Below are 25,446 nucleotides of genomic sequence, written 5' to 3'. Positions count from 1 at the left end.
CACCTGCACGAAACCTGGACGACTAGTGTGGTGATCGTCATGGAGATCGGAATCCTGGGGTCGGTCGAGGTCTGGCACGACGGGGAGCGGCTGGCCGCGGGCGCTCCGCAGCAGCGCTGCGTGCTCGCCGTGCTCGCGCTCAACGCCGGTCAGGGCGTGTCCGTGGAGCGGCTCGCCGAGGCGCTGTGGGGCGAGGAGACGCCCGGCGACTGGCGGGGCCTCGTGCACGGCTACGTGTCACGGCTGCGCAAGATCCTCAAGCCGACCGGGCTCGGCATCGCGCGGCGCTCACCCGGCTACGCGCTGGACGCCGAGGTCGACCTGCACGTGTTCCGCCGTCTCGTGACGCTGGCCAGGGCGTCGGACGACCCGGCGGCCGGGCTGTTCAAGGCGCTCGCCCTGTGGCGGGGCACGCCGTTCGACGGGGTCGCCGGGTCCTCGGTGATCGACCGGCTGCGGGACGGCCTGGTGCAGGAGCACCTGGGCGTCGCCGAGGAGTGGGTCGAACGCGAGCTGGACCTCGGCAGGCACCGCGAGGTGGTCGGCGACCTCACCGCGCTGTGCGCCCAGCACCCGTACCAGGAGAAGCTGGTCGGGCTGCTGATCCTCGCGCTGCACCGGTGCGGCAGGCAGGCCGAGGCGCTGCGCCGCTACGACGAGTGCCGCCGGTTGCTCGCCGACGACCTCGGCATCGATCCGGGGCCGGAGCTGAAGGCGTTGTACGAGCGGATCCTGCGCTCCGACGCCGGGTTGAGCCCCAGCCCCGCGCCCGTCGTGCCCGCGCCGCCTCCGGTCGTCGAGACCAGGGCGCCGGACTCGCTCCCGTTCGACCTGCCCGACTTCACCGGCCGGGTGGACGAGCTGGCGCGGCTGCTCGCGACCAGCGGCGGGATCGTCACCATCGACGGCATGGCCGGGGTCGGCAAGACCGCGCTGGCGGTGCGGGCGGGCCACGAGCTGGCCGACCGCTTCCCGGACGGGCGGCTGTTCGTCGACCTGCACGGCTTCACCCCGTCCAGGTCGCCGGTCGAACCGCACGCCGCGCTGGGCGTGCTGCTGCGGTCGATCGGCGTCGGCGCGCAGGAGATCCCCGCCGACGCCGACGAACGCGTGGTCGAGTGGCGCACCGCGATGGCGGGCCGCAAAGCCCTGGTGATCCTGGACAACGCCGTGGACGCGGCGCAGGTGCGCCCGCTCGTGCCCGGTTCGCCCGGCTGCGCGGTCATCGTGACCAGCAGGCGCAGACTGCCCAACCTGGACGGCGCCGCGCCGCTCTCGCTGGAGGTGCTGCCGCCGGACGACGCCGAACTGCTGTTCCGGCGGGTCGTCGGCGAGGACCGCGGCGAAGGCGTGGCCGACCTCGTCGCGCTGTGCGGGTACCTGCCCCTGGCCGTCCGGATCGCGGGAGCCCGGCTGCGCCACCGTCCCCGGTGGACGGTCGAGGACCTCGTCGAGCGGCTGCGCACCGAGCGGCAACGATTAGCCGAACTGGCCATCGACGACCGCGATGTCGCCGCCGCGTTCGCGCTGTCCTTCGCCTACCTGGAAACGGGGCAGCAGCGGGCGTTCCGGTTGCTGGGCGCGTACCCCGGCGTGGACATCGACGCGCACACGGCCGCGGCGCTGCTCGGCGTCCGGCGGCTCGACGCCGAGGACCTGCTGGAGGACCTGCTCGACCACCACCTGCTCGAACAGCGCGAGCGCGCCCGGTTCCGGCTGCACGACCTGCTGCGCGAGCACGCGCTGAGCCTGGTCTCCGACACCGACGGGCGGGCGGAGGCCGACGCGCGGCTGCTCGACTACTACCTCGCCGTCGCCGACCGCGCCGCGGACGCGCTGCTGCCCGGTCGCAGGCGCGCCGAACCGGAGATCGCGCACCCGCCGACGTCGATGCCGGACGTGTTCACGCTGCCCACCGCACTGGCGTGGTTCGCCGGCGAGCACCGCAACCTCGGCGCGGCCTTCGCGCACGCCGTGCGCACCGAGTCCGACCGGCACGTCCGGGACCTGCCCCGCCACCTCGGCCACTTCCTGATGATCACGCACCGCATCGACGAACTCGTGGCGCAGCAGGAGGCCGGGCTGGACGCGGTGCGGCGGCTGGGCGACACGCGGGCGCAGGCGGTGAACCTCTCGCAGCTCACGCTCACGTACTACATGGCGTGCCGCTACCGCGAGGCGATGGCGTACGCGACGCGGAACCTCGACGTCGCCCGCGAACTGGCCGACGAGGTCGGCGAGGCGTACGCCCTGGGCATCAAGGGGATGCTGCACCAGCGGCTCGGCGAGTACGCGCTGGCGCACGAGTGCACCCGGACCGCCGCGGACCTCTACGCCGCCAACGAGAACCACCGCATGCTGGCGATCTGCGTCGCCAACACGGGCCGCATCGCGCTGGCGACCGGCGACCTCGACACGGCGTGGACGCACCTGAGCAAGGCGCTGGCGCGGAGCAGGGAGATCGCCGAACGCAGCGAGGAGGCGTCCGTGCTGTCCGGGCTCGGCGCGACCCTGAGCAGGCAGGGCGACCACGAACAGGCGTTGCGGTCGCTCTACGAGGGCCTGGAACTGGCCCGCGAGGTCGGCAACACCGACTACACCGTGCGCGGCCTGATCAAGCTCGCGGCGGGGCATCGCAGGGCCGGGCACCGGGAACGGGCGCTGGCGGTCGCGTCGGAGGTGGTCGAGGACCTGCGGCGCGGCTCGCTGGTCGACCACCTGGCGAGCGCGTGGAACGTGCTGGGCTCGGTGCAGCGCGACCTGGGGTCGGCCGACGCCGACGCGTCGTTCGAGCAGGCGTTGGAGCTGGCGCGGCGGATCGGCTACCGCATCGAGCTGGCGCACGCGCTGCACGGGCTGGGGCACACCGACGAGGCGGCCGGGCACTACCGGGAGATGGGCGTGCGGACAGGTCGGTGAGCCGGCCGGGGCGTCCCCCGGCCGGCTCACCGGGTGTCGTCAGAACGCGATGTCGTTGCCGTTGAGGATGCCGCCGACGTCCACGTGGCCGAGGTCGGCGACGTGGCTGATGTCGCCGATGCCCGAGACGCCGCCGATGCCGGAGGTGATGTCGCCGACGTGGCCGACGCCGCTGAGCACGTCACCGGCCTGGCCGATGTCGGTCAGGTGGAGGGCGTTGTCGGTGACGCCGGACAGGTCGCCGCCGAGGACGTCCTGCACGTCGAGGTCGCCCGCGGTGATGTCCTGGACGGCGCTGGTCAGGTGGGTGGTGTCGAGGGCGTCCACGCCGGAGGTCAGGTCGCCGACGACGTCGGTCACCTGGCCCTGCGCGGTGAGGTCCTGCACGCCGTCGAGGGCCGTGCCGACGCCCGCACCGCCCAGGACGTCACCGCCCAGCACGTCGTTGCCCAGCACGTTGCCGCCGCCGAGGACGTCGCCGCCCAGGAGGTCGGTGTCCAGCGCGTCGAGGCCGACGGGGGAGTCGCCGAGCACGGACAGCGCGTCCTGGGTGGACAGCAGGTCGACGGCCTGCGTCGGGGCGTAGTCGAGAACGAGGGGGAGGATCTCCCGCACGTCCAGCGCGGAGACGTCGCCGAGGCCTGCGGCCTGGAGAGCGGTCTCGGGGTCGGCCTCGAACGCCGAGTGGGCCCGCGGGTCGCTCAGCAGGTTCAGGGCGAAGTCTTGCAGCGTCTCGAACGTGTCCATCGGTGTGAGCTCCTGAGGTGGATCGGGGTGTCTTACGAGGACAAACGCTAGGGCTGTCGTCACTGTCAGCACATCGGGTGACACACCTAGTTCCGATCGTGGTCACTCGTTAGGGGGACGGGGCCGCAGAGCGTTAGGGGCGGGGGATCAGCCCCAAGATCACCCCCAGGGGTGAACCCCCGAGAGGGGGCGGGACGAACGTCGGACCAGTCCCGTCGAGGAGGAACCCCGCCGCATGTGCCAGTCCACCCCCGCGTCCGCTCTCGCCGAAGTGCTCGACCGGGCCTCGCGCGCGAGACACGTGGTGGTCGTCGGACCCGCCGGATCCGGCAAGTCCACGCTGGTCGCGACCATGGGCAGGCGGGTCGTCGACGACGCGGAGGCGCTGTCGGAGCAGGCCGTCGCCGCGCTGGTCGCGTCCGTCGCGGCGGGGGAGGACCTCGCGGTGGCCTACCGGGCCACCCCCAACCCCTGGTTGCCCGCGCTGCTCGCGGAACTCGAACCCTCGGTCGTCCGGGTCCGGCTCGGCCCGTGGGGCCACGACCGGGTGGAGGAGTTCCTGCGCGAACGCACGGGGCACCCGCCCGCGGCCGGGCAGGTGGAGGCGCTGCTGGAGCGGACCGCGGGGGTGCCCGCGTTCCTGGTGGCCGCGCTGTCGGCCGACCCCGTCGGCGCGCTGGCCCCCGTGGTCGACGGTCTTGGTGACGACGCTCGGCGGGTGCTGCTCGCCGTCGTGCTCGGCGCGCCGCTCGACCTGGACCTGCTGGCCTCGGCACTGGGGACCGACGCCTCCGCCGTGGACGCGGCTCGGGCGGCGGGGGTCCTCGGGCCGGACGGCGGGGTGCCGCCGGTCGTGGCCGACGCGGTGCGGGCGCTCACGCCGGTGGACGAGCGGGTCAGGATGGCGCGCACGCTGCTGCGGCTCCAGCGGGATCGGGGCCAGTCGATCCGTGCGCTGGCCACGTCGCTGCTCGACCTGCCCGGCGCGGTCGCCGACCAGGCCGGGACGCTGGCCGCTGCGGCGAGCGAGGCGCTGCGGGACGACCCGGCGCTCGCCGTGCGGTTCCTGGCCGCCGCGGCCGACCTCGGCGGGTCCGCCGTCGAGCTGGCGCCGCTGGCCGCCGAGGCGCACGCGCTGTCCGGCGACCTGGACTCGGCGTTGCGGGCGGCGGACCTCGCCGCCTCCTCCGCCGACGAACGGGTGCGCTCGGCGGGGGCGCTGGTCTCGGGGATGGTGCTGGCGCGGCGCGGCGAACTCGGCCGGGCCGCCGAGGTCGTGGCGGGAGTCGACCGGCCCGAGGCCGTCGACCTCGCCGCCTTCGCCTTCGTGGCCACGGGCGAGCCGCGCCGGGCCGCCGAGGTGCTGGACGCCGCCGCGCCCCCGTCGACGGTGGCCGCGGGGATCACCCGGCGGATGGCGCGGGGCCTGCTGACCACGGTCGGGAACGCCCCCGCGACGGCGTTGTCGACGCTGGTGGGCGCGGCGTCGGCCGAGTCGCCGGCCGTGCTGCTGCCGGACAGCCCGGCCGCGGTCGCGGCGCACGTGTGCCTGCACCTGGTGGAGCTGCCGATGGCGCGGGCGGTGCTCGACAAGGGTGTTCTCACGCCCCGGCACCGGGTGCTGTCGGCGTGGGCGGCGATGCTGTCCGGCGACCTGGCCCACGCCGAGCACCGGCTGGGCGGCCCGCGGCCGGAGCCGAGGGACGCGCTGCTGGCGGCGGCCGTGGAACTCGGCCTCGCCCGGCGGCGCAACGACCTGCCGGGGATGGAACGCGGGTGGGAGAACGCCTACCACGCGCTCCTCGGGCAACCGGTCGACCTGTTCACGCTGCTGCCGCTGGGCGAAATCGTCGTGGCTGCGGCTCGACTGGGGCGGGCGCACCAGGTCGCGGGCCACCTGGACTTGGCGTGGGACCTGGTGGACCGCTGCGGCGACCCGCCCGCGTGGACGGTGCTGCTGCGCTGGTCGGCGCTGCACGCGGCGCTCGTCACGGGCGAGTCCGCCGCCACCCAGGTGGAGGCGCTCGGCCGATACCGGACGTCGGCGGGCCGGGTGGTCGCCGCCGCGGCGAGGTGCCTGCTCGCCGTCAGCCGCGGGGACGTGGACGCCGACGCGGTGGAGGAGGCCGCGCTCGGGCTGCACGGGCAGGGGTTGCGGTGGGACGCGGCGCGGCTGGCCGGGCAGGCGGCGATCCGGACCGGCGACCGGGCGACGATCACCCGGCTGCTGGAGGTGGCCCGACGGCTCGCGCCCGCCGACCAGGTCGAGACCAGGCTGCTCACCGAACGCGAACGGGAAGTGGGAGCGCTGGTCCTCGACGGGTTGACGTACAAGCAGGTCGGGGACCGGTTGTTCATCTCCGGGAAGACCGTGGAGCACCACGTGACGAGGATGCGGCAGAAGCTCGGGTGCTCCACGCGGCGGGACCTGCTGGCCGTGCTGGGAGACCTGCTCGGGGAGACCTGACGGCGTCGACCTCGTCGCGATCGGCGAGGTCGACGCCGCCGCGGCTCAGCCCTGGAAAGCGGTGGTCATGATCGCCAGCAGGGCGCCGGGGACGGCCAGGACGACGAGTCCCGCAACGCCGTAGAGCGGCTTGTCCTTGGCCATCATCGCGCCCAGCAGGCCGATGCCGACCAGGGCCACGAGCACGAGCAGCACCACGGAAACAAGGAACATGGTCAGTCCTTCGGGGTTTTCGGCGGCGCACGCCGTCGACCGCCGTCGCTCGACAGAGCCACGGCGGGACGGCACAGCGACGAGAGGGGAGGGCGCTACGCACCGCCCGTGCGGGGGTGCGTGCGAACGGCGCGGCTACGCCGGCGCCGGGTGTGGATCAGAGGGTGCGCGGGAGCGGTGGGGCACGACCGGACCGCGGGGTCGACATCGCGGTCGTGATGTCCGCTCGACCGGTCTCACCGGTGGTCGAGAAGCCGCTCGGGGCGCTCCAGCCGGGCGCGGGCGCGTACTTGGCCCACCAGGTGTCCGGCGACGGCGTGCCTTGCACGGACCGCACGACCGCGAACAGCCGCACGTGGTCCTGGAGGTCGTCGTGCACCTTCGGAAGGGCCGACGCCGACTCGAACACCGGAGTGCGATGGCCACCCGTGTGCCCGCCGCCGACGGACGGTCCCGCAGGCGCGCTCACCCCCAGCAGCACCAGCAGCAACGCGAGCAGGAGCCGGGATCGGCCCGCGTTCGCCACTGCCCTCACCCGCTCGGCTCCTCACGACGAACTTTCCCGAAGTGAGCACACCCTACTTGGCTCCTGGCGGGCGCCAGGCGGTCACGCGGTGCGCACGAGCCTCCACCGGTTGTCCGCGGAGCCGTTGTCGGAGTCCTGGACGGCCTGCGCGCCCTGGGAGGTCGAGCCGTCCTGGATGCCGAGCAGCTTGCCGCTGTTGGCGTTGCGGATCCTGTGGGTGCCGTCGCCGTTGTCGATCAGCGTCCACCTGTGGTCCGCGGTGCCGTTGTCGGACCACTGAAGGACGCGGGCGTTGTCGGCGGTGGACATGTTCTCGACGCCGAGGACCTTGCCGCTGTTGACGTTGCGGATGCGCACGTCCGAGCCGTCGGCGACGAGCACCCAGTCGTGGTCGGCGGTGCCGGTGTCGGCCCATTGCAGGGCGAGGCCGCCGTCGGCGGTCGACATGTCCCGGATGCCCAGCACGAGCCCGCTGGCGACGTTGACCAGGCGGTGGCTGCTCCCGGTGGTCCAGTAGACGGTGTAGTTGTACCCGTGGGCGTCGTGGAACGGGCCGAGGGTCACCGCCGCGCCGTTGGCCCGCGCCGTGAACGCGAGCGAGGTGGTGCTGGTGCGGGTGATCGAGGTGACGTCGAGCGACGGCAGCGCGGACAGCGCGGTGTTGCCGTAGTTGCCCGCCAGGACGGCGGGCCCGTAGGTGAGGGCGACGACGTTCGGGTTGTCGTTGGCGGGCACCGGGATCACGCGCATGGGCAGCTTGAGGGTGACGGTGTCGCCGGACGTCCAGGAGCGGGTGAGCGAGGCGTAGGTGCCGGGGGTGGCGGTGACGTTCTGGGTGGTGCCGTTGACGGCGACGGTCGCGCCGGTGGTCCAGGCGGGGATGCGGAAGCGCATCGTCCACGAGCCGCTCGCACTTCCCGTCACGGTCAGCGTGGTGGTGTCGCTCGCGGGGTAGGAGGTGGCCTGGGAGACGGTGATGCCGCGCTCCAACCAGGTGAGCACCGACGGCGTGTAGAGGTTCACGGTCAGCGTCGTGCCGTCGTGGAAGTAGATCGAGTCGGCGAGCTTGGTGTTGGTCTCGACACCCGTGCCCTGGCAGCACCAGAACGTGCCGTAGTCGGTGCTCCAGTTGCCACCGCCCCACGCCGGGCCGGTGTTGCCGCGTCGGTGGCCGGGGTTGAGGCCGGTGAAGTAGCAGACGTGGCCGTGTGCGTCCGAGGGGTTCTGCTGGCCGATGAGGTGGTTGAGCAGGGCGCGCTCGTAGAAGTCGAAGTAGGCGGCCCGGTTCGGGTCGAGCAGCCACAGCTCACGGGTCAGCTTGAGCATGTTGTAGGTGTTGCACGCCTCGGCCGTGTCGGTGGCGAGGTAGGCCGCGATGGCGTTGGGCGCGCGGAAGTGCTCGGCCTGGCTGTTGCCGCCGATCACGTACGTGTGCGCGGACACGGTGATGGCCCATGCGTTGACGGCGATGTCGCGGTAGCGGGTGGTACCGGTCGCCTTGTACTCGCGTGCCGCCCCGATCCACTTGGGTACCTGCGTGTTGGCGTGCAGCCCGTTGAGCTGGTCGCGGTTTGCGGCCAAGGGGTCGAACACGGCCGCGTGGTCGAACCGCTGCGCGGTGGTCAGCCACCGGCCGTCACCGGTCTGCTGGTACAGGTCGGTCAGCACGGCGTTCATGCCGCCGAACTCGGTGCCCAGCACGCGTTGCATCTGGCTCTGGGACAGGCGGCCGGTGCGCCAGTCGACCCAGCCCGCCAACCGCAGCAGCACGTCCCGCGCCTGCGTGTTCCCGGTGTACCGCCACACGTCCAGCAGACCGGCCAGGGTCTTGTGCAGCGCGTAGTACGACACGGACTTCGGGCTGCCCGCCTCCATCGCGTCGAAGTCCGACTCCGGGAACCCGGACAGGTAGCCCGAGGTGAACCCGGCGGCCGCGTTGTTGGCCTGGCACTTGGCCAACTCCGCGACGACGTACGCTGCCCGGTCGCGGCACGTCGTGTCGCCCAGCACCGCCCACGCCTGCGCCCACGCGGTGAGGAAGTGCCCCTGGCTGTGGGTGCGGAACGGGAAGTCCGGCGCTTCCCACCCGCCGAGCGCCGCCGCGCCGTTGGTCGACAGGCGGTGGTTGGCGCGGAAGGTGTAGAGCAGCCGGTCGACGTCGACGAACCTCAGGTAGGACAGCGTGCGGTTCTGGTTGTCCAGCCACCGGCCCGTGCTCAGCCGGACCTGGCCGAGGTCGAACGGTTGGGCCAGCGCGCCGATGTCCGCGCGCGCCGGGGCGACCGTCGCCGCCTCGGCGGTGCCGCGGAACACGGCGGGGGCGACGGCCGCTGCCCCAGCGGCCTGCAACAGCCTGCGACGACTCAACGACCAGGACATGAGGCTCCCACCTAGGCTGTTATCGCTAACATCGTGAGTGCGTTTCTCGGCGGTGTGGAATAGAGCGAAGTGAATCCGCATCGTTTTTAGCTCGATTTAGCAACCAATATTTGCGAAGTTCACCGGTTAGTCTGAGCGTCACCCTGCATGTTAGCGATAACACAATTGGTGTCAACACGCGACGGATGCGCGAACGGGGGATTTTCCGGGTGTGACGGGCGCGTGAACCGGATCGTCGGCGAGTAGGCCAACAGGCTGACCTGCTGAGACGGGGAGTTGCCCGTTCGCGCGGCCGTGGGTGAAGGTCCCTGCCGGGTGTGGTGGCCGTACCGACGGGAAAGGAGCACGGGTGCTCTCGCAGGTGGACCTGGACGCGCTTCCCGCTCTCCACGACGTCGTGGCGAGCCTGGCTCGGCACACGTCGGATCTGGTCGCGGTGGCGGACGACGCCGGAACGCTGACCTACGGCGAGTTGGACCGCAGGACCGACGGGCTCGCGGCCGCCCTGCGCGCGGAAGGCGTGGCACCGGGGCACATCGTCGCGCTGGTGGTCGATCGTGGGCGTGAGTACGTCGAGGCCGTGCTGGCCGTCTGGAAGGCGGGGGCGGCGTTCCTGCCGCTGTCGCCCTCGTACCCGGAGACCTGGTCGGTGGCGCTCGCCGAACGGGCCGGTGTCACGGCCGTGCTCACGGGGTCGGCGGTCGGCGGGCTGCCCGGACTGCCCCACCTGGACCTCGCGGGCCTCGACGTGACGGTAGTCGCCGGGGACCTGCCCCGACCCGCGCCGGACGATCTCGCGTACGTGATGCCGACCTCGGGCACCACCGCCGAGCCGAAGCTGGTCCTGATCGAGCACGCGGGCGTGCGGAACCTGGTCGACGTCCAGCGCGCGCACTTCCCGGACCTCGGACCCGGTGCCCACGTGCTCCAGTTCGCCTCCCCGGCGTTCGACGGCGCGGTGTTCGACCTGGTCCTGGCCCTCGGACACGGCGCACGGCTCGAAGTCCCGCCACGCGAGGTCGTGGCGGGAGGCCCCCTCGCGACCACGCTGCTCGACCGCGGGGTGACCCACTCCGTGCTGCCCGCCGCCGTGGTCCGGACCCTGCCCGACCAGCCGTACCCGGACCTGCGCGTCCTCGTCAGCGTGGGGGAGGTGTGCTCGCCGTCCACGGCGGCGCGGTGGCGCGACCGGGTGACCTTCGTCAACGGCTACGGCCCCACCGAGACCACGGTGTGCGCCACCCTGCACACCGCGACCGACTCGCCCGAGGTCCCCATCGGGCGTGCAGTGGCCGGGACCACCGCGCTGGTGGTCGACGAGCACCTGCGCCCGGTCGCCGACGGCGAGGTGGGGGAGATCGTGCTCGGCGGGCCGCACGTGGGCCGCGGCTACCTCGGCGACCCGGACCTGACCGCGCGGCGGTTCGTCGACAACCCGTTCGGCGCGGGGAGGCTGTACCGGACCGGGGACCTGGGCAGGCGGTCGCCCGACGGCGTGCTGACCTTCCTCGGGCGCGGAGACGACCAGCTCAAGGTGCGGGGCGTCCGCGTCGAACCGAGCGCCGTGGAGCACGCGCTGACCGCGCTCGCCCCGGTCCGCGAGGCCGTGGTGTCCGGGCGCGGCACGGATGAGGGCACGACCCGGCTGGTCGCGCACGTCGTGCTCGACGACGGGCCGCCGGTGACCGGCACCGCGCTGCGGGTCGCGCTGGCCGGGGAGGTCCCGCGCCACCTGGTGCCGGACGAGGTGCACGTCCTGCCGAGCCTGCCCCTGACCGACAACGGCAAGGTCGACCGCTCGCGCCTGCCCGTTCCCACGAGCGACGACAGCGCCCGCACCACGACCGAGCAGACCGTTGCCCGGATCCTGGAAGGGCTCCTCGGCGTGGACGGGGTCGGCGTGCACGAGCACGTCCTCGACGTCGGCGGGCATTCGCTGATCGCCACGCAGCTCGTCGCGCGCTCGCGCAAGGTCTTCGGGGACGTGGTGGACCTGAAGCTGGTGCTGGGGCGGGGCACCGTCGCCGGTATCGCCGAAGCGATCGACCAGGCGCGGGCCACATGACGGTCCCCGATGTGCTGGAGGACCGTTCCCGCGAGCCGGAACGCCCGGCGATCCGGCAGACCGACGGCACGGTGCTGACGTTCGGCGCGTGGCACACCAGGGCGACGGCGTTCGCCCGCAGGCTGCGGGCTTCCGGCGTCGGCGCGGGCGACCGGGTGGGGCTGCTGTTCGGCGAGGACGAGTGGACCGACTACGCGGTGGCGTTCTGCGCCGTGCTGAGCGCGGGCGCGACGGCGGTCCCGTTCTCCACCCGCCTCCCGGACGCCCTGCGGAACGACCTCCTGGCCCGCTGCGAGGCTCGAACGCTGGTCCACGGCCGGACGGCCGTGGAGTTCGCGGTCAGCACGACGGAGGCTGCGGACGGGCCGGTCGCGGAGTTGGCCGCCGTCTCACCCGACGACCCCGCCCAAGTGCTGTTCACCTCCGGCACCGACGGGAGCCCCAAGGGCGTCGTGGCCACCCACGCCAACCTCACCCACGGCTACCACCCGCGACGACGACTGGGCGGTCGCACGCGGTACTTCGCCCACGCCTTCCCGATCGGCACCAACGCGGGCCAGACGATGCTGCTCAACGCCCTGACCGCCGAGTCGGCCGCGCTGGTGGCGCGACGCCCGGACGTGGACGAGCTGTGCTCCGCCGTCGAACGGCACCGCGCCGACTCGCTGTTCCTGGTGCCCGCGACGGCCATCGACCTGGTCAACTCCGCGGCGTGGTCGCGGTACGACCTCACGTCGGTGGCGCTGGTGGGGTCCACTGGGGCCGCGTTGCCGCCCGCGGTCGCCGTGGAGTTGACCCGTGGGCTGCCCGACGCCACCTTGGTCAACTACTACAGCTCCACCGAGTCGGCTCCCGGCCACGTCGCGATGGCGTTCGACCCGAGCAGGCCGACCGCGCTCGGCGCGGGTGACGTGCGGGTGGTGGGGGAGGAGGTGTGGTTGCGCGCTCCGGCACCGCGAACCCTGTTGCACGACAACGGTTCCCCCGCGTCGGTCGACGGGTGGATCCGCACGGGTGACCTGGGGCGGATCGACGAGGACGGCTACCTGCACCTGATCGACCGCGAATCCGACCTGGTGAAGGTCGGCGGGCACCGGGTGTCGACCCTCGCCGTCGAGGCGGCGCTGCACGAGCATCCCGGTGTGCTGGACGCCGCGGTGCTCGGCCTGCCCCACCCGCGCTCCGGAACGGTGCTCGCCGCCGCAGTCGTGACCACGGCGATGGACGTGGTCGAGGGGCTGCGGGCGTTCCTGGCCGAGCGGCTGTCCCCGGCGGAGGTGCCCGCCCGGCTGCTGCGGGTCGACCTGCTGCCACGCAACACCGCGGGCAAGGTGGTCAAGCGCGACCTGGTCGGCCTGTTCACCGTCGAGGCGGCCCAACCGCTGACGTCACCGGTGGAACGCGCCCTGGGCCGGGTGTGGAGCAGGCTCCTCGGTCTGCGCGAGGTGCACGCCGACGACGACTTCCTCGCACTCGGCGGGGATTCGCTGCTCACGTTGCGGCTGGCCAAGTTGTGCTCGGCGGAGTTCGCCGTCGACCTCTCCGCGGCGGCCCTCTTCGCCACGCCGGTGCTGGCCGCGCAGGCCCGGCTGATCCACGAACGCCTCGCGCCGCTGGACACGCGGTGGAGGTGATCCCGCGACCGGCCACCGCCGCGGAGGCGGGCGTCTGGTTCATGGAGCAGTCGGGCGTCGCCGACAACGCCTACACCCTGGGCCTCACGGTCTCGTTCGGCCCCGACCTCGACGTCGCCGCGCTCGTGTCGGCCTGCCGTGCGGTGCTCGACCGACACCCGGTGCTGCGCGGCGCTGTCGAGGACCGCGACGGACTGCCGTGGCTCGTCCCCGCGCGGGAGCGACCCGAGGTGCGGCACGTCGAGCACGTTTCGGTGGCTGGGGAGATGGCCAGGGGGTTCGCCCTCCACACCGGACCGCTGTGCCGCTTCACGGTCGCCTCCGGCGAACGACCGCTGCTCGTGGTCACCGCCCACCACTCGGTGTTCGACGGGCACTCCAAGGACGTCCTCCTGCGGGACCTGGCCGCGTTCTACCGGAAAACACCCCTCGCCCCTCTCCCGGTCGTGGAGCCCCGACGGCCGCGGTTCGTGGCCGGGCGGGAGTTCTGGCGGTCGCGGCCTTACCGCCCGGCCGAGTTCTCCGCGTGGCCGGGGGAGGAGTGGGCGGGCGTGCTCACCCACGAGGCCTCGGCGAGGCTGGACGTGGTGGCGAAGGACGCGGGGGTGACGCGGTTCGAACTCCTGCTCTCCGCGCTCCGGTTCGTCGCGGGCGGTCTCGGTGACCTCACGATCGCCTTGTCCACCAGGACACCGGCCGAGTCGGACCACATAGGACTCTTCGTGAACGAACTCCCGTTCCCCTGCACGACTCCGCACGACGTGCCGGTGCTGGACCAGGTCCACGCGGTGCGCCGGGACCTGCGCGCGCTCTACCCGTTCCGGTGCACGCCGTTGAGCGCGGCGGGTGCGCGCCCCTCGCTGTCGCCCACGCCGATCTCGATCAGCTACCGCCGCCGGAGCGAACCGCCGTCGTTCGCGGACTCGCGTGTCGACTGGACGACCTCCACCGGGATCGCCCGCAACCTCCTGCACCTGAACGTCGTCGACGGTCCCACGACGCTGGTGAAGATGCTCCACCCTCGCGGGACCCGCGCACCCGTGGAGGAGTTCACCGAGGTGCTGCGCGACACGATCGGCCTGACCCCCGCGGAGCCGCTGTGGACCTGAGCCTGTTCTACTTCACCGCCGACGCGGGCGAACAGTCCACAGCGGACGCCTACCGGCTGCTGCTCGAAGGCGCGAAGTTCGCCGACGACAACGGGTTCGACGCGGTATGGACGCCCGAGCGGCACTTCCACCCGTTCGGCGGCCCGTACCCCAACCCGTCCGTCACGAGCGCCGCCATCGCCGCCGTGACCAAGCGGATCGGGATTCGCGCCGGGAGCGTTGTGCTGCCGTTGCACGACCCGCTGCGCGTCGCCGAGGAGTGGGCCGTGGTCGACCAGCTGTCCCACGGCCGGGTCGGGCTGGCGTTCGCCTCGGGGTGGCACGCGGTCGACTTCGCCTTGGCGCCACAGGCGTTCGAGCACCGGCGGCGCGACTTCGTCCGGCAGCTCGACGAGGTGCGCACGTTGTGGCGGGGAGGAACGGTGCGCCGGGTCGACGGACGTGGAGCCGAGGTCGAGCTGGCCGCCTACCCTCGCCCGGTGCGACCGGACCCGCCCGTCTGGATCACCAGCGCGGGCGACCCGGCCACGTTCGACCTCGCGGGCGAGCTCGGGGCCAACGTGCTGACGCACCTGCTCAACCAGGACGTCGACGACCTCGCGGCCAAGATCCAGCGCTACCGGTCCGTCCGCGGGGCAGGCGGCAGGGTGACGCTCATGCTGCACACGTTCGCCGGCCCGGACGACGCCTCCGTGCGGGAGGTCGTGCGCGACCCGATGCGGCGGTACCTGCGGCGCTCGCTCGACCTGTCAGCGGGCGGCGACCTCGACGAGGACGACGTCGACTTCCTGGTCGACCGGGCGTTCGAGCGCTACTTCACCAGGGCGGGCCTGTTCGGCGGACCCGCGACCTGCCTGGCCCTCCTCGACCGGCTGACCGCGATCGGCGTCGACGAGGTCGCCTGCCTGGTCGACTTCGGCGTCGACACGGCCACCACCCTGGACGCGCTGCCGCACCTGGCCGCCGTGCGAGAGAGGAGTTCCCGGTGAACGCCCCCGCTTTCCCGTTCCCCTCGGGCAACCGGCTGGCGCCGGCCCCGGAGTTCGCCGAGCGCCGGAGGACCTGCCCGTTCGGCGCGGTCACCCTGCCCAGCGGGGACGAGGCGATCCTGCTGGTGCGGCAGGAGGACGTGGCCGCCGCGGCGGCCGAGCCGAGGCTGTCGCGCAACCACGTCCTGCCCGACGCGCCGAGGAACAGCGCCGAGCCGAACTTCCTCTACGACCCCGAGCTGCTGATCAACCAGGCGGACGAGGCGCACGACCGCGTGCACCGGATCGCGACGCAGGCGTTGAACAACACCCGCGTGGCGAGGTACGTCCCGGTGGTCGACCGGGTCGCGGGCGAGCTGCTCGACGCGATGGGGCCGACCGCGGACCTCGTCGAGGAGTACTGCTCCCAGCTCCCGCTGCTCACGATGTGCTCGCTGCTGGGCATCCCCGCGGCCGACGCGGGGCGGATCCGGCGCTGGTCGGGCGCCTACACCCTGGCCACCCCGGTCCCGCCCGAGGAGCGGGCCGAGCTGGTGGCGGAGTTCACCGCGTACCTGCGCGGGGTCGTGGCCGCACCGCGCCCGGACGCGCCCCTGCTGCTCGACCTCGTCACGCCGCCGGACACCGACGCCCGGCTCGACCACGACGAACTGGTCAGCATCGTGCGGCTGCTCGTGTCCGCCGGGGTCGAGGCCCCGAGCGGTGTGCTCGGCCGGTCGGTGCTCGCCCTGCTGAGCGACGACGCGGCGCACTGGACGGCGCTGGTGGAGAACCGGGAGACCGTGCCCGCGGCCGTGGACGAGCTGCTGCGCCACGTGCACATGGGCAACGTCGCCGCGCTCCGGGTGGCGACCGCCGAGGTCCGCCTGCCCTCGGGCACGGTCCCCGCGGGGCAGGCGGTGCTGCTGGCGTGGATCGCCGCCCTGCACGACCCGGACGCCTACGACGAGCCCGACGTGTTCCGGGTCGACCGCCCGGTGCGCAAGAACATCGGCTTCGGGGGCGGACGGCACTACTGCCCCGGAGTCGGCTTCGCCCGAGCGTTGATCGCGGTCGCCTTGGACGCCCTGCTGGACCGGACGCCGGGGCTGCGGCTCACCGTGAGCCCCGACGAGATCGTCTTCGCCGAGCGCGACATCGGCACGCTCGTCACCGCGCTCCCGGTCCGACTGGGATAGCCGTCTCCCGGACCACGGCGGTGAGGTGGCCGAAGGTGGGCTTGGCGATGACCTGGGCGAACTCGGCCATGAACCGGGCCTCGCGCTCGGGGTCCAGCACCGTCCCGCACACCGTGCCGATCATGGCGAGGAACGTGATGGACGTGCCGCCGAGCACGCCGAAGTCGCTGTCGTCGGCGATGTCGTGCGGGTCGAGCCCCAGGACGTCCGCCCAGATCCGGGCGACGGCCGCGCCCACCTCGTCCCGGTCCTCGGCCGGTGGCGCCGGGGTGTCGGTCGTCGTGGCGAACGGGTCGGGCAGCGCCCGCAGGTCGACCTTGCCGTTGGCCGTGGCGGGCAGGTCGTCGACGAACACGACCACGGAGGGGACGAAGTGCGCGGGCAGCAGGTCGGCGGTGTGCGCGACCAGCTCCCGGCGGGTCACCGGCACGTCGGTGACGACGTAGGCGTAGGCGAGTTTGGTGCTGGTGCCGGGGCGGGCCTTGGCCGTGACCAGCGCTTGCCTCACCGCGGGGTGGCTTTCGAGTGCCCGCGCGATCTCGGTGGGCTCCACGCGGTGGCCGAGAACCTTGATCTGGTCGTCGCGCCGCCCCAGGTAGTCGAGTTCCCCGCTGGGCAGCACGCGGGCCAGGTCGCCGGTGCGGTACGCCCTGGAGCCGTCCGCGAGGGTGACGAAGAGGTCCCGGTCGAGATCGGGCCGTCCCCGGTAGCCGCGGGCGAGCTGCGGGCCGGACAGGTGGATCTCGCCGACCTCACCGGCGGCGACGGGCACCCGCAGGTCGTCGAGCAGGTGGACGGTCGTGTTGTCCACGGGCAGGCCGATGGGCACGGCGGAGTCCGTGTCGAGGTCCGGGTCGTAGGTGTGCACGACGCAGCCCACGGTGAACTCGGTGGGGCCGTACTCGTTGATGACGCGGCACTGCGGCCCGAACGCGGCCCTCGCCGCCTCGGCGACCCGGACGGGCAGCCCCTCCCCGCCGACGACCGCCACCCGCACGTCGGTCGTCGTGAGCCCCAGCTGGGAGATCAGGTCCAGGTGCGACGGGGTGAGCTTGATCGAGTTGACCCCGTGCTCGGTCAGCATCGCGGCCAGCGACCGGTGGTTGGGCTCCTCCTCGATCAGCGCCACGCGCCCGCCCGCCAGCAGCGGCGGCAGCAGCGCGGTGATCGGCAGGTCGAACGCCAGCGAGGTGAACAGCGGGAAGCAGCTGGTCGAGTCGATGCCGTACGCCTCGATCGCGTAGCGGCAGTAGGCCGTGGCGGCGGCGTGCTCGACCTCCACGCCCTTGGGGCGGCCGGTCGAGCCGGAGGTGTAGATGACGTAGGCGAGGTCGCCGGGGAGCACGTCCACCTCGGGCGGGGTGGCGCCGGGGCGGACGTCGTCGAGCACGATCCCCTCGCACCCCTCGGGCAGGTTTCCCGGCTCCGCGTGGGCGCGGTCGGTCAGGCACACCGACGCGCCCGCGTCGGACAGCAGGTCCCGCAGCCACGCGGAGGGGTTCCTGGTGTCCAGCGGGAGGTACGCGGCGCCCGCCTTGAGCACGCCCCAGATGCCCACGACGGCGTCGGCCGAACGACCGCTGAGCAGCCCGACGACGTCGCCCCGCCGGACACCGCGCCCGACCAGTTCGGCCGCGACCGCGGTGGACCGGGCGTCCAGGTCGGCGTAGGTGACCGGACCGCCGGGACCGACCAGCGCCACCTCGTCGGGCGAGTCGAGAACCCGCCTGCGGAACGCGGACACGAGCGTTTCCGGCGCGGTCGGCACGTCCCGGCCGCGCAGCACCCCAGCGGCTGGGATCAGGGCGGATTCGAGGCCGTCCACCAGGGTTCGGGCCCGCTCGCGGAGTTCGGGGACGTCGTCACCGGACACGACGATCTCCGTGCGCCCGCCCGCCTCGACGATCGTGATGCCCGGCGGCGCGATGAGCGCGCGCTTGGGGATCGAGTACGCCGTGGTCGCCGTGAAGCCCTCGGCGCTGAACGCGTCCAGGTCGAGCCTGCCGAGGTGGCTGAGCACGAACGGCACCGGCACACCGCTCTTGCCCTTGACGATCTGCTTGTCCGCGGCGGACGACAGCGCGCGCAGCAGACCCGTGGGCATGGCCACCAGCGCGCGCATCACCGGAGCGGGCGGCAGGCTGGTGACGTCCTGGTTCTCGGCCAGCATCCGCAACAGCCGCTCGTGCGCCGCCTGCCAGGTGTCGCCCCGCCTGACCTCCAGCATGACCGCGAAGGACAGGCAGTCGGTGGTGCGCGCGTCGGGGAGGTGCCTGCGCAGGTCGACCGTGACGCTGACGAGCGCGTGGTCCAGGTCGCACAGGTCGGTGAGCGCCACGGCGAGCTTGGCCGAGAGGGCGGTGTGGTGGCCGTCGAAGGTGCGGCGCAGCTGGAACTGCGGGTGGCTGCCGAACGCGTCGGGCGAGCGCAGCGGGGGCAGCGTGGCGGCCGGGGCGTCCGCCTTGGGCCGCTTGGCCTGACCGGGGTGCGCGCGCCGCAGGTCGATCTCGCTCACGGCGTCGTCGAGGTACCGCGGTTCCTCACCCCGCAGCACGCGGAACACCTGCTCCGCCCACAACAACACGCCGGTGCCGTCCGTGACGAGGTGCTCGACGCGGAACACCAGCGCGGGCCGCGCACCGGTGAGCAGGACGACCTCACTGGTGGGCCGATCCCGACCGGACCCGAGCGCTTGGTGCAGTTCGGGCAGCCCGCTCAACGTCACCCGGTCGAACGCGTCCCCGTCGAGCACCCGGACCCGCGGCGTCCCGCCACCGTCCACCCACCGGTTCCCCCGCCCCCGCACCAGACGCGCGACCCTCGTGGCGCGCGCGGCAACGGTGACAGCGGCGACGACAGCGTCGGGATCGAGCTGCCCGACCCCCTCCACGACGAGCTCCAGGCAAGTCTCCTCGGGCAACGCGTTGGCGAGGATGAACTTCTCCGTGAAGTTCATCCGCCGAGAAAACCCCGTCCCAGACCCCACAACGACTCCCACCATCGTCCGCACACCCGGAAACCCAACTGAGACAAGGAAGTTCCGCCCACACCGGGATGGCCACCACCAAGATCGTTCCCGCGAGGCTACGCGCCACCCCACCCGAAACGGCCCCCTGCGGCCACTCTCGGCCCTCGGACGCGCGAGCGCGCCGTACTTTCGGGCAATCGGCGGTCGGCGATGATCTTCGGTAATTCCCCGTCGGCGGACGTCGACGTCGTGTTACGTTCTGCCCGGCCTGCCGCGGGACTCCGGTGCGACTTCCGGAATCGTCTCTGAAACGAAGCTTCGCAGTTCGTGCCCCCATTCCCCGGCAGGCCTTCGTCTCTTCCCCGTGGAGCGGTGATGCGGTCCAGTGACCAGTTGGAGTGCGAGGACCTGGTGATGTTCGTCAACGCGGCCGTCACCTCCACAGGGCAACGCGAGTTCCGGTCGGACGACAGCGCGCAGCGGCTCTCGCTGGCGTTCCTGCACGAGTACGTGCTGGGCAACTACCGCGAGCTGTACGCGGCCACGCTGGCGCTCGGGATCAACGACCACAACGCCGCGCTGGTGGTGCGGAACCTGTTGCGGGACACCGACGCGCCCGCCGCGCAGCGGGCGGTGGAGGGGCGGCTGATCGCCCGCAAGCTGGCCCTGCTGCCGCCGCAGCGCGTGTACCGGCTGTTCCGCGAGCTGCGGCAGGCGAAGGTCAACAACCGGCGCGCGCGGGCGATCGTGCGCGACTGGGTGGCCGCCCGCCCGGACCCGGCCCACGACGCGGTCAAGTACCGGCGCGGCCTGGCGACGGCGTCGCGGCACGCCCACCTCACCCTGCCCGGCGAGGTCGGCGCGGCGCTGTTCGACTGGCGGCGTCAGGCCCGGTTCGAGACGCCGCTGCTGGACGCGTGGCGTCGCGCGCACTACGACTCGCGCGCGGTCTACGAGCTGCCCTACACCGTGGCGGAGGGGTTCGCCGCGAAGCACGAGGTGCCGCGCGAGCGGTTCCTCGCGAACATCGCGCCGCGGTTGACGGCCCGTGAGCAGGAGCGGCTGCACGCGACCGGCGAGCGGCTCGGCGTGGACGAGGTCCGGTCGGAGGTGAGCCGCATGCCGCTCACCCGGCTGGCGAGCTACGTGCTGTCGTTGCCCCGGTCCGAGCGGAGGCAGCGGCGTGAGGAGTTGACCGCTGCCCTGCGGACCGCGGCTCGGCGCACGGCTGCCGGGCAGGCCGGGACGTGGGGGCGGATCGTCGCGGTGCTGGACGACAGCTACTCGACCGTCGGGTCGAGCGCGAAGCGGCAGCGCCCGCTGGCGGTCGCGCTGGCGGCGTACCACCTGCTGGCCGAGCTGGCGTCGGACTTCACCGGGTTGTGGCTGCACCACCGCGGCGACCCGCTGATGGTGCGCCCGGTCGGCGCCACCGGGCTGGGCGACCGGCTGGTGGACGCGCTCGAACTGCGGCCGGACCGGGTCGTGGTGGTGTCGGACGGCTGGGACAACGCGCCGGTCGGCTTGGCGGCCGAGGTCCTGCGGGTGTGGCGGGCCACGCTGGACGACGGGTCCACCGAGGTCGTCCACCTGAACCCCGTCTACGACGACGACACCTTCGCCGTGCGCGGACTCGCGCCCGGTGTCGCCACCGTCGGCGTGCGCAACGCCGAGGACGTGGCTGCCCTGGTCGAGGTCGCCCGCTTCGCGACCGGTGCCGCGCCGCTGCACGAGCTGCGCACGCACCTGGACGCGCGGGTGGCGGCGTTCCTCGGGGAGCGGTCGTGCTGACCGGGCTGACGGCGGGGCCTTCGCAGGTCTGGGGCGCGGTGCGGCTGGTGCCGCTGCTGCGGGACCGGCCGATCACCGACCTGCGCCTGCACCCCCGCTGCTACGGCGAGGACTCGGTGTCCATCGTGGACCTGCCGGACAAGTCGCTGTACGGCGCGCTGGTCCCGCACGCGCTGGTGGCGCGGTGGGGCGAGGACGCGTCGGCGGCGTACGGGACCCAGGTGAAGGACGACCCCGAGTGCTGCGGACTGGTGTTCCGCAAGCGGATGGCCAAGCGCGAGGACCGGAACCGGCTGCGCTTCCTGCCGCAGCACATGGCGTTCGAGGGCTACCTGGCGCTGGCGTTCGCCGGGCCGCCCATCGCGTGGCAGGAGTGGACCAGCGAGGCGGTGCGGCGCGGACTCCAGTTCCGCGAGGAGATCGTCTACCACGGCGGCGAGATGCCCGGCCTGGCCGACGCGCTGCGGATCTTCGAGATCCACCCCGACCAGTGCGGGGTGGCGGTCTACTTCGCCGACGCGCTGGCGGGCGTGTTCGTCATGCCGCACCCGGACGACTACCGGCTCCTGCACCCGACGCTGCTGCGGGACTTCTACGGCGAACTCCTGCACCAGTACGCCACGCTGTACCCGTCCGTGCCGGAGTTCGAGGTGTCGCTGGGCTCGCCCACGACGTTCGCGGGGCTGCGCACGGCGATCACCGCCGCGAAGACCGGCTGGGCGGACTTCCACACCGACGTGATGGCGGCCGGGCTGACCGAGGGGCGGTCGACCACGGTGTACCGGATGGGGGAACGGTACACGCTGTCGCGGTTCCTGCCGTCGTTCGACCCGCGGTGGGAGAACCACATCGGCGAGACGATCACCGACAAGGCGGGCGCGGTGGCGTACCTGTCGACCTTCCGGCTGTCGGCCGCGCAGGCGAAGAAGGGCTACCTGCTGGCGAAGCTGGACGAGCACGAGTGGAACCTGGACAGCGCGGCGACCGCGATGGGCACCACGCGCGACGGCCTCGTGAGCCGGTTGGGGCGAGCGGGCTTCGGCTCACTGCTGCGCAAGACCCGCTGACGCACGGCGGTCTCCACCCGGATCAGTCGCCGGACGGCCTCAGGCCTCGCAGGAGGGTCGCGACCAGGGCGTGGAAGGCGGCTTCCGGGTCCGGCACCTGGAGCAGGCCGTGGAGTTCGAGGATCACGGCTCCGTGGACGGCGCTCCAGACCTGTTGTGCCGCCAGGCGTGGGTCGGGTGCGGTGATCGCGCCGGTCGCGGCGGCCAGTTCGATGTTGCGGACCAGTGCGGTGAAGGACGCCGCGGCGCGTTCGGTGAACAGCGGCGAGGTCTTCCTCTGGGACGCGCCGGTGTCGAACATCATCGCGTACAGGTGGGGGTTGGCCAGGGCGAAGGCGCGGTACCTGGTCTGACTGCCGCTCAACCTGGCGAGCGCGTCCGATTCGTCGCCGGGTTCCACGGCGGCACGGAGGCGGTCGAAGCCGCGGGTCAGCAGCGCTTCCACCAGGCCGTCCTTGCCCCCCAGGTGGTTGTACACCCCCATGGGCGCGATGTCGGCCTCGGTGGCGACCGCGCGGACCGTGAGCCCGCCCGGCCCCTCCCTGGCCAGGACCGCCTCGGCCGCGGCCAGCAGTGCGCGCTCGACGTCCACGCTGCGCGTCCGTGATCGGCGGCCCGCGGCTCGCGTCTCGTTCATCCCGGCATCTTCCCCCATGAACGTGCCCCTTGACAGTCTGTGGAACACAGTTGCACAGTTGTAGAACGTTGTTCTACAACTACCCGAAAGCAGGGCCCCATGGCCGTCAACGACGACACCCGTTCGCACCTGGACCGGCTGCCGCACCTCGAACACCTCGTCCGCCAGGGCCTCTACCGGGGCGGGGCCGGGCAGCACGTCGGCACGCTGCGCGGCGCGCTGGGCTGGGAGGAGCTGCCGGGCGAGGTCGACGTGCCCGACGTCCCCGTCACCGGCACGATGCCCGGCTGGCTCTCCGGCACGCTGCTGCGCACCGGCCCCGGCAAGTGGGACCTGGGTGGCACGCGGCTCCAGCACTGGTGGGACGGGTTGGCCCTGCTCCAGCGCTTCAGCTTCCAGGCGGGCCGGGTGTCCTACCGCTGCCGCTTCCTCGACAGCCCCGCCTTCGCCTCCCAGAAGGAGACCGGCAGGCTCACGTGGCTCGCCTTCGCCAACGACCCGTGCGCGGACGCGCTGCGCGGGGAGACCACCGAGTTCGTCGCGCACCCGGTCAACGCCAACATCAACATCACCCGGATCGGCGAGGCCGTCGTCTCCCTGACCGAGGGGACGCTGGGGATGACGTTCGACCCGGAGACCCTCGACACCGCGGGGATGTTCGACCAGAGCCCCCAGCACGGGGCCTGGCCGGGGCACCACACCCCGACGCCGCACCCGCACCGCGACTTCGACCGCAAGATCCAGTACAACGTCCACACGGTCCTCGGACCGGAGTCGGCGTACCAGCTCGTGGCCACCGACTACGTCACCGGCGCCAGTCGGGCGATCTCGACCCTCCCCGTCGAGTCGGGGAACGCGGGCTACCGGCACCACTTCGCCATGACCGAGCGCTACGTCATCGCCCTGGAGTTCCCTCTGGGCATCGACGGCCAGGCCTTGGCCGACCGCACCGCGGGATTCGCGGCCGCACTGCGCTGGGACCCGACCGCCGCCACGAAGGTCTTCGTCATCGACCGCGCCGACGGGACGCTGGTCAAGACGCTCGAAACCCCCGGCTTCTTCGTGGTGCACCACGCCAACGCCTACGAGGTCGGCGACACGATCGTCATGGACGTCGCCGCCTACGACACCGCCGAGCACTACACCGACTTCTACCTCGACCGCCGTCGCGGCGGATCGCCCCTGTCGCTCGGCCAGCTCCGGCGCTACGTCCTGCCGCTCGGCGCGGGCACCGACGTCGAGATCGAGGTCCTCGCAAGTCACCAGCTCGAACTGCCCACCTACGCCTACCGCCGGTACAACACCCAGCCCTACCGGTACGTGTACGCCGCCGGGATGCGCCAGGACCTGCCCGAGGTCGCCTACAACCAGATCGTCAAGGCCGACGTGCGCACCCACGTGTCGCACAGCTGGTTCCAGGACGGGTGCTTCCCCGGCGAGCCGATCTTCGTCCCCTCGCCCGACTCCACGGCCGAGGACGACGGGGTCGTGCTGTGCCTGGTGCTGGACACGACGGCGCGCAGCTCGTTCCTGCTGGTCCTGAACGCCAGGGACCTCGCAGAGGTCGCCCGCGCGAAGCTGGACGTCGCCATCCCGTACGGCCTGCACGGTCAGTTCCTCGGCGAGCACTACTCCACGCTGTGAGCGCCGTGATGACCTACTCCGGACCGACCGACCTGCACATCGCGGGCTCGTGGCGCCCCGCCGCCTCCGGCGTCCGCTTCACCGTCACCGACCCGGCGACGGGCGCCGCGATCGCCGAGGTCGCGGACGCCGGCGTGACCGACGCCCGCGCGGCGACCGACGCCGCCGAGAAGGCCCTGCCGGACTGGGCTCGCCGACCACCGCGCGAACGGGCCGAAGTGCTGCGCCGCGTGTTCGAGTCCATGACGGCGCACCGGGACGACCTCGCCGAGCTGATCGTCCGCGAGAACGGCAAACCGCTGGCCGACGCCCGCGGCGAGGTCGCCTACGCGGCGGAGTTCTTCCGCTGGTACGGCGAGGAAGCCGTCCGCGCGCCCGGCTCTCTCGGGCCGTCGCCGAGCGGGGAGCGGCGCATCATGACCAGGTCGAGGCCGGTGGGCGTGAGCCTGCTGATCACCCCGTGGAACCTGCCCGCGGCGATGGTCACGCGCAAGGTGGCCCCAGCGCTGGCGGCGGGCTGCACCGTAGTGCTCAAACCCTCCTTCCACACCCCGCTGGTCGCGTTGCGCCTGGCCGAGCTGTTCGCCGAGGCGGGCGTGCCCGCGGGCGTGGTCAACGTCGTGCCGACCACCGACGACATCCCCGTCGTCGGCGACCTCCTCGAACGGGGGCCGGTGCGGATGCTCTCGTTCACCGGCTCCACCCGTGTCGGCGTCGCGCTGCTGGCCCAAGCCGCGGCGCGGATCGTCAACTGCTCCATGGAACTCGGCGGCAACGCGCCCTTCGTCGTCTGCCACGACGCCGACGTGGAGGCCGCGGTGAGCGGCGCGCTGGTCGCGAAGTTCCGCGGCAGCGCCCAGGTCTGCACAGCGGCCAACCGGTTCCTCGTGCACGAGGACCGCGTGGAGGAGTTCACCGCTCGCATGGTCGAGCGCACCGCCGGTCTGCCGGTCGGCAACGGCATGGACCCCGAGACCCGGATCGGGCCGTTGATCAGCGGCGCGGCGGTGGAGGCCGCGCGATCCCGCGTCCGCGCCGCCGTCGGCGACGGCGCACGCGTGCTCACCCCGAGGCGCGAAGTGCCGTCGGACGGCCACTTCCTCACCCCGGTGG

17 protein-coding genes are annotated in these 25,446 nt (G+C 72.9%); 11 read left to right on the top strand and 6 right to left on the bottom strand.

Annotated features, from left to right (window positions below; all coding sequences use genetic code 11):
- Positions 1 to 39: 39 nt before the first annotated feature.
- A complete protein-coding gene (locus ACFWW9_RS08850) occupies positions 40 to 2,919 on the top strand; it encodes a BTAD domain-containing putative transcriptional regulator (protein WP_390373511.1) in 2,880 nt (959 codons plus the stop codon).
- Between the two features lie 39 nt (positions 2,920 to 2,958).
- On the opposite strand, the gene ACFWW9_RS08845 is transcribed toward ACFWW9_RS08850, so the two are convergent.
- Positions 2,959 to 3,666 carry an IniB N-terminal domain-containing protein gene (locus ACFWW9_RS08845; protein WP_390373508.1) on the bottom strand — a complete coding sequence of 236 codons (708 nt, stop codon included), beginning with the start codon at positions 3,664 to 3,666 and terminating at the stop codon, positions 2,959 to 2,961.
- A gap of 235 nt (positions 3,667 to 3,901) precedes the next feature.
- On the opposite strand from ACFWW9_RS08845, the gene ACFWW9_RS08840 reads away from it, so the two are divergent.
- The gene (locus ACFWW9_RS08840) at positions 3,902 to 6,133 is read left to right on the top strand and encodes a LuxR C-terminal-related transcriptional regulator (protein WP_390373505.1); all 2,232 of its coding nucleotides are present in this window, start codon (positions 3,902 to 3,904) and stop codon (positions 6,131 to 6,133) included.
- Positions 6,134 to 6,178: 45 nt separating this feature from the next.
- Here the strand turns inward: ACFWW9_RS08840 and ACFWW9_RS08835 are convergent, their stop codons facing one another.
- The 3 genes from ACFWW9_RS08835 to ACFWW9_RS08825 form a co-directional block, all read right to left on the bottom strand.
- Positions 6,179 to 6,346, bottom strand: a complete 168-nt coding sequence (locus ACFWW9_RS08835) for a hypothetical protein (RefSeq protein ID WP_390373502.1) — start codon at positions 6,344 to 6,346, stop codon at positions 6,179 to 6,181.
- Between the two features lie 157 nt (positions 6,347 to 6,503).
- A complete protein-coding gene (locus ACFWW9_RS08830; RefSeq protein WP_390373499.1) occupies positions 6,504 to 6,881 on the bottom strand; it encodes a hypothetical protein in 378 nt (125 codons plus the stop codon).
- Positions 6,882 to 6,953: 72 nt separating this feature from the next.
- Positions 6,954 to 9,251, bottom strand: coding sequence for a beta-L-arabinofuranosidase domain-containing protein (locus ACFWW9_RS08825; protein WP_390373496.1), 2,298 nt, complete (start codon positions 9,249 to 9,251; stop codon positions 6,954 to 6,956).
- 349 nt (positions 9,252 to 9,600) lie between these two features.
- On the opposite strand from ACFWW9_RS08825, the gene ACFWW9_RS08820 reads away from it, so the two are divergent.
- The 5 genes from ACFWW9_RS08820 to ACFWW9_RS08800 are packed head-to-tail and all read left to right on the top strand — an operon-like array spanning position 9,601 to position 16,226.
- Positions 9,601 to 11,316, top strand: coding sequence for an amino acid adenylation domain-containing protein (locus tag ACFWW9_RS08820; RefSeq protein ID WP_390373493.1), 1,716 nt, complete (start codon positions 9,601 to 9,603; stop codon positions 11,314 to 11,316).
- Positions 11,313 to 12,950, top strand: a complete 1,638-nt coding sequence (locus ACFWW9_RS08815; protein WP_390373490.1) for an AMP-binding protein — start codon at positions 11,313 to 11,315, stop codon at positions 12,948 to 12,950. The genes ACFWW9_RS08820 and ACFWW9_RS08815 overlap by 4 nt, the downstream gene beginning before the upstream one ends.
- Positions 12,947 to 14,059, top strand: coding sequence for a condensation domain-containing protein (locus ACFWW9_RS08810; protein WP_390373487.1), 1,113 nt, complete (start codon positions 12,947 to 12,949; stop codon positions 14,057 to 14,059). The genes ACFWW9_RS08815 and ACFWW9_RS08810 overlap by 4 nt, the downstream gene beginning before the upstream one ends.
- The gene (locus ACFWW9_RS08805) at positions 14,050 to 15,048 is read left to right on the top strand and encodes a MupA/Atu3671 family FMN-dependent luciferase-like monooxygenase (RefSeq protein WP_390373484.1); all 999 of its coding nucleotides are present in this window, start codon (positions 14,050 to 14,052) and stop codon (positions 15,046 to 15,048) included. Before ACFWW9_RS08810 ends, ACFWW9_RS08805 begins: the two co-directional genes overlap by 10 nt.
- Positions 15,045 to 16,226 (top strand): cytochrome P450, encoded by a 1,182-nt coding sequence (locus ACFWW9_RS08800; protein WP_390373481.1) that lies wholly within the window; start codon positions 15,045 to 15,047, stop codon positions 16,224 to 16,226. Before ACFWW9_RS08805 ends, ACFWW9_RS08800 begins: the two co-directional genes overlap by 4 nt.
- Here ACFWW9_RS08800 and ACFWW9_RS08795 read toward each other — a convergent pair.
- Complete coding sequence (locus ACFWW9_RS08795; protein WP_390373479.1) at positions 16,198 to 19,182, bottom strand: amino acid adenylation domain-containing protein; 2,985 nt, start codon at positions 19,180 to 19,182, stop codon at positions 16,198 to 16,200. The genes ACFWW9_RS08800 and ACFWW9_RS08795 overlap by 29 nt on opposite strands.
- A 387-nt stretch (positions 19,183 to 19,569) precedes the next feature.
- Between ACFWW9_RS08795 and ACFWW9_RS08790 the strand changes: the two genes are divergently transcribed.
- Both ACFWW9_RS08790 and ACFWW9_RS08785 read left to right on the top strand, forming a co-directional pair.
- Positions 19,570 to 20,985: a hypothetical protein gene (locus tag ACFWW9_RS08790; protein ID WP_390373476.1), complete on the top strand. Its 1,416-nt coding sequence runs from the start codon at positions 19,570 to 19,572 to the stop codon at positions 20,983 to 20,985.
- A complete protein-coding gene (locus ACFWW9_RS08785; RefSeq protein WP_390373474.1) occupies positions 20,979 to 22,052 on the top strand; it encodes a hypothetical protein in 1,074 nt (357 codons plus the stop codon). Before ACFWW9_RS08790 ends, ACFWW9_RS08785 begins: the two co-directional genes overlap by 7 nt.
- 22 nt (positions 22,053 to 22,074) lie before the next feature.
- Here the strand turns inward: ACFWW9_RS08785 and ACFWW9_RS08780 are convergent, their stop codons facing one another.
- Positions 22,075 to 22,689, bottom strand: coding sequence for a WHG domain-containing protein (locus ACFWW9_RS08780; protein ID WP_390373472.1), 615 nt, complete (start codon positions 22,687 to 22,689; stop codon positions 22,075 to 22,077).
- Positions 22,690 to 22,788: 99 nt separating this feature from the next.
- Between ACFWW9_RS08780 and ACFWW9_RS08775 the strand changes: the two genes are divergently transcribed.
- Positions 22,789 to 24,333: a carotenoid oxygenase family protein gene (locus ACFWW9_RS08775; protein WP_390373470.1), complete on the top strand. Its 1,545-nt coding sequence runs from the start codon at positions 22,789 to 22,791 to the stop codon at positions 24,331 to 24,333.
- Positions 24,330 to 25,446, top strand: a 1,117-nt coding sequence (locus tag ACFWW9_RS08770) for an aldehyde dehydrogenase family protein (protein ID WP_390373467.1), incomplete at its 3' end; no start/stop codon positions are given. The genes ACFWW9_RS08775 and ACFWW9_RS08770, both read left to right, overlap by 4 nt.

It is taken from the genome of Umezawaea sp. NPDC059074, assembly GCF_042738955.1.
In the GTDB taxonomy this organism is placed as follows: domain Bacteria; phylum Actinomycetota; class Actinomycetes; order Mycobacteriales; family Pseudonocardiaceae; genus Umezawaea.
This window is presented reverse-complemented; position numbering and strand designations above follow the sequence as displayed.

Excerpts from the sequence above, each read along its gene's own strand:
- ACFWW9_RS08790 (WP_390373476.1), top strand. The coding sequence starts at position 19,570 with ATGCGGTCCAGTGACCAGTTGGAGTGCGAGGACCTGGTGATGTTCGTC.
- ACFWW9_RS08825 (WP_390373496.1), bottom strand. The coding sequence starts at position 9,251 with ATGTCCTGGTCGTTGAGTCGTCGCAGGCTGTTGCAGGCCGCTGGGGCA.
- ACFWW9_RS08795 (WP_390373479.1), bottom strand. The coding sequence starts at position 19,182 with ATGAACTTCACGGAGAAGTTCATCCTCGCCAACGCGTTGCCCGAGGAG.
- ACFWW9_RS08845 (WP_390373508.1), bottom strand. The coding sequence starts at position 3,666 with ATGGACACGTTCGAGACGCTGCAAGACTTCGCCCTGAACCTGCTGAGC.
- ACFWW9_RS08850 (WP_390373511.1), top strand. The coding sequence starts at position 40 with ATGGAGATCGGAATCCTGGGGTCGGTCGAGGTCTGGCACGACGGGGAG.
- ACFWW9_RS08775 (WP_390373470.1), top strand. The coding sequence starts at position 22,789 with ATGGCCGTCAACGACGACACCCGTTCGCACCTGGACCGGCTGCCGCAC.
- ACFWW9_RS08835 (WP_390373502.1), bottom strand. The coding sequence starts at position 6,346 with ATGTTCCTTGTTTCCGTGGTGCTGCTCGTGCTCGTGGCCCTGGTCGGC.
- ACFWW9_RS08815 (WP_390373490.1), top strand. The coding sequence starts at position 11,313 with ATGACGGTCCCCGATGTGCTGGAGGACCGTTCCCGCGAGCCGGAACGC.
- ACFWW9_RS08780 (WP_390373472.1), bottom strand. The coding sequence starts at position 22,689 with ATGAACGAGACGCGAGCCGCGGGCCGCCGATCACGGACGCGCAGCGTG.
- ACFWW9_RS08840 (WP_390373505.1), top strand. The coding sequence starts at position 3,902 with ATGTGCCAGTCCACCCCCGCGTCCGCTCTCGCCGAAGTGCTCGACCGG.